Source organism: Aeromonas sp. s13, assembly GCF_040907905.1.
GTDB classification, from domain to species: Bacteria; Pseudomonadota; Gammaproteobacteria; order Enterobacterales; family Aeromonadaceae; genus Aeromonas; species Aeromonas veronii.
This window is the reverse complement of sequence record NZ_JBFOCS010000034.1, coordinates 43,925-50,217: the sequence shown is the minus strand read 5'-3', so window position 1 is coordinate 50,217 and position 6,293 is coordinate 43,925. Positions and strand designations below refer to the sequence as shown.

The following is a 6,293-nucleotide window of genomic DNA, read 5'->3' as shown; positions in this document are numbered from 1 at the left end:
TGCGTTGAAATACAGAACCCCCGATGCGGTACATAGGGGGTTCTGAGTAGAGAAATGCTAGTTGAAAATGTGTAAACCTATTTCAGGACTAGACAGCGTATGGCGGGTTTACTCCACCAGGCTCATGCCGGGGATCTGGCGCCAGTAGCCGTTGCAATCGCGATCCTGCTGCAGAACGAGGGGCTGATTGCCCTGCCGGTTGGCTTTGAAGCAGGCCAGCATCTCCAGCGTCTCCATCCCTTGCGGCGAAAGCCTGACCACATCTACCAGACCTTCCATACCAGCCAGCTCGTTACCCAGGTTGTAGCAGTAACCGGACTGGGTCTGGATCCCGTTGAGATTGAACACCCGCTGCCCCTCGCGGCTGTTGGCCAGTCGTCCGGTGGGGTAGTTGATGCAGGCGAGCTCGCAGTTGTCTTTGGGCTTGTCGAGGGATCGGGCGGTGAAGCAGCGCGCCGAGTAGGCGAGCGGCAGATGGCCGTAGGCAAACACCTCCACCTCAAATTGGTCGCGCAGGGAGCCCAGATCCTGATTGAGCTGGATCAGCCAGTCACGGGAGAGCTCCACCGGCATGACCCAGCGTTTCATCCCCTGTTTGAGCAGCATGCGCAGCACATCGGCGTTATAGGCGTTGATGGCGGGGCCACAGACGAAGGGGAGCCCTGCCTCCCAGGCGAGTTGCACCGTACCGAGATCGTTGGCTTCGACCATCAGGTCGCCATTGTCGACCAGCCGCTTCACCTCCTTGAGCTCGGAAGGGGCGGAGATAAGGGCGAGGGTCGAGAGCACCACCTGTTTGCCGGAGCTAGCCACCTGACGGGCCAGCGCAATCCAGTCATCGACTTTGAGTTCGCGCCGCTTGCTGCAGACGGTCTCCCCCAGATAGATGATGTCGGCCTGACTGTCGGCAGCGGCATGGTAAAAGGATTCGGTATCGGCTTTGGGCCAGTAGAAGAGCAGAGGCCCGAGAGAAAATTGCATGGGTGGACTCCTTATTGCCACTGACGATGGTAGGCGCCGAGGGTAGTTTGACTACCTTCGGAGACGCGGGCGAGCTGGGCATCCCACTCAGCTTTAACCTGATAGGCCTCGGGATTGGCCTGATAGGCATCGATGGCCGCACGCCAGACCCGGGTCACTTGCTCCACATAAGCGGGGCTGCGCTGGCGCCCTTCAATCTTGACCGACTGGATCCCGGTCTTGAACAGCTCGGGCAGGAGACCCAGGGTATTGAGACTGGTGGGCTCTTCCAGCGCGTGGTAGGTCTGGCCATCCACGTCGAAACGCCCCTTGCACAGGGTCGGGTAGCCAGCATTTTCACCCGGGCCGTAGCGGTCGATCAGCACCTCGTTGAGCCGTGACTCGAGGCCGTTCGGGGTCTCTTCCCAGCGGACGAACTTGGCGGGGGAGCAGGCGCCCACGGTATTGGGGCTTTCGCCCGTCATGTAGGAGGAGAGATAGCAGCGCCCCTCGGCCATGATGCAGAGGCTGCCAAAAGCGAATACCTCGAGGCCAACATCGGTCTCACGGGCCAGTTGCTTGACCTGATGCATGGAGAGCACCCGGGGCAGCACTACCCGTGTGACATTGAATTGCTGCTGATAGAAGCGAATGGCGGCGGCATTGGTGGCGCTGGCCTGCACCGAGACATGGAGTTCCATCTCGGGGTAGTGGCGGCTGGCATATTCCAGCACGGCGAGATCGGCGATGATTAACGCATCGGCGCCGAGGGCCACCCCGCGATCAACCGCCTGTTTCCATCGTGCATCGGCCCCGGGATGGGCAAAGGTATTGATGGCAATATGCAGCTTGCGACCATGTTGATGCACATAATCTACCGCCTTCTCCAGTTTGCTGTCGGTAAAGTTGAGACCGGCAAAGTGGCGGGCATTGGTGTCATCCTTGAAACCGATATAAACGGCATCGGCCCCGTTATCCACGGCGGTTTTCAGTGCCGGCAAACTGCCTGCCGGACAGAGTAATTCCATTGGTACGCTCCGAGAGTGCATATGAAGGGCAAACGAGCCCTGATTGTATGCAGCCATGCACTCCCGCTTTTTGACCTGAGGCAGCTTTGTGTGGCTTTACCCTTCTTGAGGTAACCCTGCACAAGTTTGATTTCCAACAGGATCTTGACACTCTCCCTGTGTTTGAATGCGCAAAAAAGGGAGTCTATCGTGTTTCAACAACTGCAACGCCGCCTGGTCGAACAGGCTCCGCGCTTCTTGCGCCATCCCCTCAAGCTTGTTCCCTTCAATCTGCAAAAGCAGCTGATGGAGAGTTTGCTGGCCCGGGTTTTCAAAGAGGCTATCGAAGATGGTGATTTCGAGTTTCTGGCAGACAAGTGGCTGAAAGTCGAAGTCTCTGATCTGGAGCTGTGCTGGTTTATCAGTGAGCAGAATGGCCAGCTGGTGGTGGCTCGCGAGTGTGACAAGGCCGATGTCTGCTTCAGCGGTACCGCCAACGACCTGATCCTGATTGCCGGTCGCAAAGAGGATCCGGATTCGCTCTTTTTCCAGCGCAAGCTGAAGATAGAAGGAGATACCGAACTGGGCCTTGAGGTGAAAAACCTGATGGACAGTCTGGATCTCGATGGCTTGCCGAGCCTGGTGAAGTATCCCCTGATGGATCTGGCGACGTTTATCGAACGCGCCCGCACCGAGTCAGCGCAGGCTCCGGTGCAGACGGCGCCGGGCGGGATCCCGTCTTAAGTGGACAATCACCCCATGGGCATGGCGACGATAATGGTGCCGTGCCCAGAGGCAGCGACAGGCCCACAGACAGGGCACCAAGGCGATGAGTGCCGCAGGGGCGGGCAGCTGTGACATGGCCAGCCCCGCAGCCAGCCAGATAAAGGGTTGCGCTTCATACAGCCACTCCGGCTGTAGCCAGCGTTTGCTCGGAAAGATAATCAGATCGGTACGTCGGTAGCTGGAGCGCATCATCCAGGTCACCGCTCCGGCGATAAACAGCAAGGCGCCTGCAAACCAGAGCAGGGGCTGTTCACTCAACGTAATAATGGCAATGGCTGCCAGCAGGTAGAGGCTGGGTAATCTCTCATAGATAAAGGGAGGAAGCATGGCGTTGTGTCTCCTGTGCCGTTTATCGGATATCCATCAAGTTTAGTCCCCCCCTCTCACTTCCCTCATGCTGGTTTGTTATACAAACGGGTGGTTTTGTTCTGAAATGGCTCGGCTTTTACGGTGCCAACATCGTGTTCTCTTATGTTACAATTGCGCGCCATTTTTGACTGAAGATTGACTGGGCATGTTGGATCAGATTCGTATCGTTTTGGTAAACACCTCTCATACCGGCAACATGGGGTCTGCGGCACGCGCCATGAAGACCATGGGGTTGACCCAGCTGGTATTGGTTGATCCGCAAGCCTTGCCGGATGACAATGCCTTCGCCCTGGCGGCTGGTGCCAGCGATGTGCTTGCCAATGCCCGTATCGTCCCGACACTGGACGACGCGATCGCCGATTGTGGTCTGGTGATTGGCACCAGCGCTCGTTCTCGAACCCTGAGCTGGCCCATGCTCGATCCCCGTGAGGCCGGCGAAAAGTCGGTGGTTGAGGGGATGCAGCACCCGGTCGCGCTGGTATTTGGCCGTGAACGCACCGGTCTCACCAACGACGAATTGCAAAAGTGCCACTACCACGTGGCCATTCCGGCCAATCCCGATTACAGCTCCCTCAATCTGGCTATGGCGGTGCAGACTCTCTGCTACGAAGTGCGGATGCGCTGGCTGCAGGGGCAGGCCGCCGAGCCTGAAGACGAGATGACCTATCCGAGTGCCGCCCAGCTGGAAGGGTTTTATCAGCACCTGGAACAAACCCTGATGAAGACCGGTTTTATTGCCGATGACCATCCGGGTCATGTGATGAGCAAGCTGCGTCGCCTGTTCAATCGGGCTCGGCCGGAAGCAGCTGAACTCAACATTCTGCGCGGTATTCTGACCTCGGTGCAGAAAGCGCGCGTACCGGATTAATCCGACTGATTTACTCAACCATATACTTGACTGATTTTGTCGGGTATGTGACCATGTGCCCCATTAAATTGCTTCGCAAGACGGTAAGGCACATGAGACTGACTTCAAAAGGACGTTACGCTGTAACCGCCATGCTCGACGTGGCGCTGCATGCAGAGCAGGGGCCCGTCCCCCTTGCAGATATTTCCGAGCGCCAGGGCATCTCGTTGTCCTATCTCGAGCAGCTCTTTGCCCGCCTGCGCAAACATGGTCTGGTGAGCAGCGTGCGTGGCCCGGGTGGTGGTTATCGCCTCGGTTTGGCCCCAGGCGAGATTTCGGTTGGTCAGGTGATCACCGCGGTCGATGAGTCGGTCGATGCCACCAAGTGTCTCGGCAAGGGCGGTTGCCACGGCGGTACCCAGTGCCTGACTCACTCCCTGTGGCGCGACCTGAGTGAGCGGATCTCCAGCTTCCTCGGGGATATCACCCTGGCTGAGCTGGTACGCCAGGCCGATGTGCGCCGCATTGCCGGCAAGCAAGATGAACAAATGAAGACCGTGTTGTCCCTGGTTGATCGGGCAGAACACGGCGATGTGAGCTTGAAAGTCCAACTATAAACGTGCTTTCCACAGCGGGACTCTGTATGACCCGGACTGTGACGGAGAAAAACATGAAACTGCCTATTTACCTTGATTATTCGGCAACCTGTCCGGTGGACCCGCGTGTCGCAGAAAAAATGATGCAGTGTCTCACCATGGATGGCCTGTTCGGCAATCCGGCTTCCCGTTCTCACCGCTTTGGCTGGCAAGCCGAAGAGGCGGTGGATCTGGCCCGTAATCAAGTGGCAGATCTGATCGGTGCCGATCCCCGTGAGATCGTCTTCACTTCCGGTGCGACCGAATCCAATAACCTGGCCATCAAGGGTGTTGCCCACTTCTATGCCAGCAAGGGCAAGCACATCATCACCTCCAAGACCGAACACAAGGCGGTGCTCGATACCTGTCGCCAGCTGGAGCGTGAAGGGTTCGAGGTGACCTATCTTGAGCCGATGCCAAACGGCCTGTTCACTATCGAGATGATCGAGAATGCCATGCGTGATGACACCATCCTGGTCAGCATCATGCATGTGAACAACGAAATCGGCGTGGTTCAGAACATTGCCGCCATCGGCGAGTTGTGCCGTTCCCGCAAGATCCTGCTGCACGTGGATGCCGTTCAGAGTGTGGGCAAGATCCCGGTAGATGTGGAAGCACTGAAAGTGGACCTGCTCTCCGTCTCAGCGCACAAGGTGTATGGTCCGAAAGGGATCGGTGCACTGTTTGTTCGCCGCAAACCCCGCGTTCGTCTGGAAGCCCAGATGCACGGTGGCGGCCACGAGCGCGGCATGCGTTCCGGTACTCTGCCGACCCACCAGATCGTCGGGATGGGCGAAGCTTTCCGCATCGCCAAAGAAGAGATGGTGAGTGAAGGCGAGCGTATCTTGGCTCTGCGCCAGCGTCTGTGGAATGGCATCAAGGATATTGAAGCCGTCTACATCAATGGCGATCTGGATCAGCGTGTTCCGGGCAACCTCAACGTCAGCTTTGCCTATGTGGAAGGGGAATCCCTCATCATGGCGCTGAAAGATTTGGCGGTCTCTTCCGGTTCGGCCTGTACCTCCGCCAGCCTGGAACCTTCCTATGTGCTGCGCGCACTGGGTCTGAACGACGAGCTGGCACACAGCTCCATCCGTTTCAGCATGGGTCGCTTCACCACCGAGGAAGAGATTGACTACGCGGTCAAGCTTATTCGTGACTCCATCGGTCGTCTGCGCGAGATGTCCCCTCTGTGGGAGATGTACAAAGACGGCGTCGATCTGAACACGGTCGAATGGGCTCATCACTGATCTATCTGGTCAGTGGGCAACAGAATTAGCAGGAGTGATATATGGCTTACAGTGAAAAAGTAATCGACCACTACGAGAATCCTCGCAACGTCGGTGGTTTCGACAAGAATGATCCCAGCGTTGCAACCGGCATGGTCGGTGCGCCCGCTTGTGGCGACGTGATGAAGCTGCAATTGAAGATCAGCGACGAAGGCATCATCGAAGATGCCAAGTTCAAGACCTACGGCTGCGGTTCCGCCATCGCCTCCAGCTCCCTGGTGACCGAATGGGTCAAGGGCAAGACCCTGGACGAAGCGGCTGGCATCAAGAACACCGATATCGCTGAAGAGCTGGCCCTGCCACCGGTGAAGATCCACTGCTCCATTCTGGCTGAGGACGCCATCAAGGCCGCCATCGCCGATTACAAGCAGAAGAAAGGTCTCTAAGCGCCGGAGAGCAG

8 protein-coding genes are annotated in these 6,293 nt (G+C 57.5%); 5 read left to right on the top strand and 3 right to left on the bottom strand.

Annotated features, from left to right (window positions below; all coding sequences use genetic code 11):
* Window positions 1-108: 108 nt before the first annotated feature.
* Window positions 109-981, bottom strand: coding sequence for a U32 family peptidase (locus AB5Y82_RS04880; protein ID WP_368173725.1), 873 nt, complete (start codon window positions 979-981; stop codon window positions 109-111).
* 11 nt (window positions 982-992) lie between these two features.
* Window positions 993-1,988 carry a peptidase U32 family protein gene (locus AB5Y82_RS04875; protein ID WP_005344835.1) on the bottom strand — a complete coding sequence of 332 codons (996 nt, stop codon included), beginning with the start codon at window positions 1,986-1,988 and terminating at the stop codon, window positions 993-995.
* Window positions 1,989-2,177: 189 nt separating this feature from the next.
* Here AB5Y82_RS04875 and AB5Y82_RS04870 point away from each other — a divergent pair, with 189 nt between their 5' ends.
* Window positions 2,178-2,711 carry an SCP2 domain-containing protein gene (locus AB5Y82_RS04870; protein ID WP_159143911.1) on the top strand — a complete coding sequence of 178 codons (534 nt, stop codon included), beginning with the start codon at window positions 2,178-2,180 and terminating at the stop codon, window positions 2,709-2,711.
* Here AB5Y82_RS04870 and AB5Y82_RS04865 read toward each other — a convergent pair.
* Window positions 2,664-3,080, bottom strand: coding sequence for a hypothetical protein (locus AB5Y82_RS04865; RefSeq protein ID WP_005351023.1), 417 nt, complete (start codon window positions 3,078-3,080; stop codon window positions 2,664-2,666). The two genes, AB5Y82_RS04870 and AB5Y82_RS04865, sit on opposite strands and share 48 nt — an antisense overlap.
* Before the next feature lie 187 nt (window positions 3,081-3,267).
* Between AB5Y82_RS04865 and trmJ the strand changes: the two genes are divergently transcribed.
* The 4 genes from trmJ (at window position 3,268) to iscU (ending at window position 6,279) form a co-directional block, all read left to right on the top strand.
* Window positions 3,268-3,990, top strand: coding sequence for a tRNA (cytosine(32)/uridine(32)-2'-O)-methyltransferase TrmJ (gene trmJ, locus AB5Y82_RS04860; RefSeq protein WP_159143910.1), 723 nt, complete (start codon window positions 3,268-3,270; stop codon window positions 3,988-3,990).
* A 92-nt stretch (window positions 3,991-4,082) separates the two neighbouring features.
* Window positions 4,083-4,586: a Fe-S cluster assembly transcriptional regulator IscR gene (gene iscR, locus AB5Y82_RS04855; RefSeq protein WP_026035025.1), complete on the top strand. Its 504-nt coding sequence runs from the start codon at window positions 4,083-4,085 to the stop codon at window positions 4,584-4,586.
* 53 nt (window positions 4,587-4,639) lie between these two features.
* Window positions 4,640-5,854 (top strand): IscS subfamily cysteine desulfurase, encoded by a 1,215-nt coding sequence (locus AB5Y82_RS04850; protein ID WP_021229687.1) that lies wholly within the window; start codon window positions 4,640-4,642, stop codon window positions 5,852-5,854.
* Between the two features lie 41 nt (window positions 5,855-5,895).
* Entirely contained in the window at window positions 5,896-6,279 is a 384-nt protein-coding gene (gene iscU / locus AB5Y82_RS04845; RefSeq protein WP_005333813.1) for a Fe-S cluster assembly scaffold IscU, read from the top strand.
* The last annotated feature ends 14 nt before the right edge of the window (window positions 6,280-6,293 follow it).

Excerpts from the sequence above, each read along its gene's own strand:
- AB5Y82_RS04880 (WP_368173725.1), bottom strand. The coding sequence starts at position 981 with ATGCAATTTTCTCTCGGGCCTCTGCTCTTCTACTGGCCCAAAGCCGAT.
- AB5Y82_RS04875 (WP_005344835.1), bottom strand. The coding sequence starts at position 1,988 with ATGGAATTACTCTGTCCGGCAGGCAGTTTGCCGGCACTGAAAACCGCC.
- AB5Y82_RS04865 (WP_005351023.1), bottom strand. The coding sequence starts at position 3,080 with ATGCTTCCTCCCTTTATCTATGAGAGATTACCCAGCCTCTACCTGCTG.
- trmJ (WP_159143910.1), top strand. The coding sequence starts at position 3,268 with ATGTTGGATCAGATTCGTATCGTTTTGGTAAACACCTCTCATACCGGC.
- iscR (WP_026035025.1), top strand. The coding sequence starts at position 4,083 with ATGAGACTGACTTCAAAAGGACGTTACGCTGTAACCGCCATGCTCGAC.
- AB5Y82_RS04850 (WP_021229687.1), top strand. The coding sequence starts at position 4,640 with ATGAAACTGCCTATTTACCTTGATTATTCGGCAACCTGTCCGGTGGAC.
- iscU (WP_005333813.1), top strand. The coding sequence starts at position 5,896 with ATGGCTTACAGTGAAAAAGTAATCGACCACTACGAGAATCCTCGCAAC.